1 protein-coding gene is annotated in these 1,243 nt (G+C 49.3%); it reads left to right on the top strand.

All coding sequences use genetic code 11. The annotated features are described in order from the left end of the window. Positions 1-999: 999 nt before the first annotated feature. Positions 1,000-1,243 (top strand): hypothetical protein (locus ACUHMQ_RS12765; protein ID WP_445295847.1); only part of this gene is annotated, 244 nt, incomplete at its 3' end.

Genomic DNA, 1,243 nt, shown 5'->3' with positions numbered 1-1,243 from the left:
CGCTAGCGTTGACGCTCATGGCCCTTGTTGTCGTACCAATCGCTGACGATCTCAATGATTTTGCTAAAAATCAAAAGAGTCGAAGGCGACCTTAACGTGCTTTATTTTCCGTTTTCTGAAGCGACCCCTAAATTCAAAAAGTGGTGAAAGCAGAAGTAAGAGAAAACAAGTCTTGATGGCGAGAAAAGTCAAACTTCGGCACAGGGCTCATCGGTCTCGCCGGTTTCTGCGCTGAGTTATTCATGACCTGATTATCTGATGCGTCTATCGCTCTCACATAAGAAGTAGTCCCACCGTTTACTTGATCGATTTCCAGTATGTTAAGTAATTGCATCAAATCTCTTTCTGGTTTTGCCTGTTCAATCAGGACCACGTAAACAGGACGCTCTTAGCGTCAGCAGAATGATAACGCAGCAAGGTATGTCGACCAATGGGTCAGTCTTTAACGATGTCTGATAGACGAGTCGGTGGTTGACTCCCTGATCGTTTAAAAGCTGGAGTGAATCCGCTCTCCTTGCGGTATCAATGCCTAAGGGTTTATCTCAGCGTTTCGGAGCAGTTCGCGGCGGGCACCGGGGGCATAAAATAGGTCTGAATGCGACTATTCCACCTGAAACTTGCCCAGTTTCCTGTGAGTTCAATACCTGCAATTTTTCTCTCCTATTTAATGACGTCAACAGGGCGCTATTAACAGGGCGCGAGTGTAGGTACCGCCTAGTACAATTTTCAATGGGTCTTCTGTCCCGGCTTGGACGTTATTTTTGAAGAAGCCCGCCTCTGCGCCTGAGAAAAGGTTGAGTGAGTAGACACGCGCGCTACCATTTGCCTCCCGGACTCACAAAACCGACCAACCCAGGTCGATAAATTCACCTTTCTACAAATTCTCTTAATTATTTTCAGTTGCTACCTAAACAATTGCTAACTCCGTCCGGTGATATTCCCTGACTAAGGCTGCTGCGTCTCATGGCGGCCTGCTTTTTTCAGGTTTAGGGTGTAGAGATGGTGGCAATCGTTGCAGGACAGGATACGGGGTTGTTTCAAGGCAGTCTGGCGCCGCGCTTAGGCGCGGGGCAATCCGCCAAGTCATTTGGGCAGGCTGGCGAAGGCGTCTTCGTTAATGTCGCCCACGGTAATCTGGTGTTGCAACGACGTGATGAGTTGCTGGTCGGGCGTGGTGTCGACGCCGATGTTCTTCGTACCTACAACAGCCAGGCCAAGCTCACCGACGACAACGGCGATGCCT

This window comes from Chitinimonas violaceus (assembly GCF_052601015.1).
This window is presented reverse-complemented; position numbering and strand designations above follow the sequence as displayed.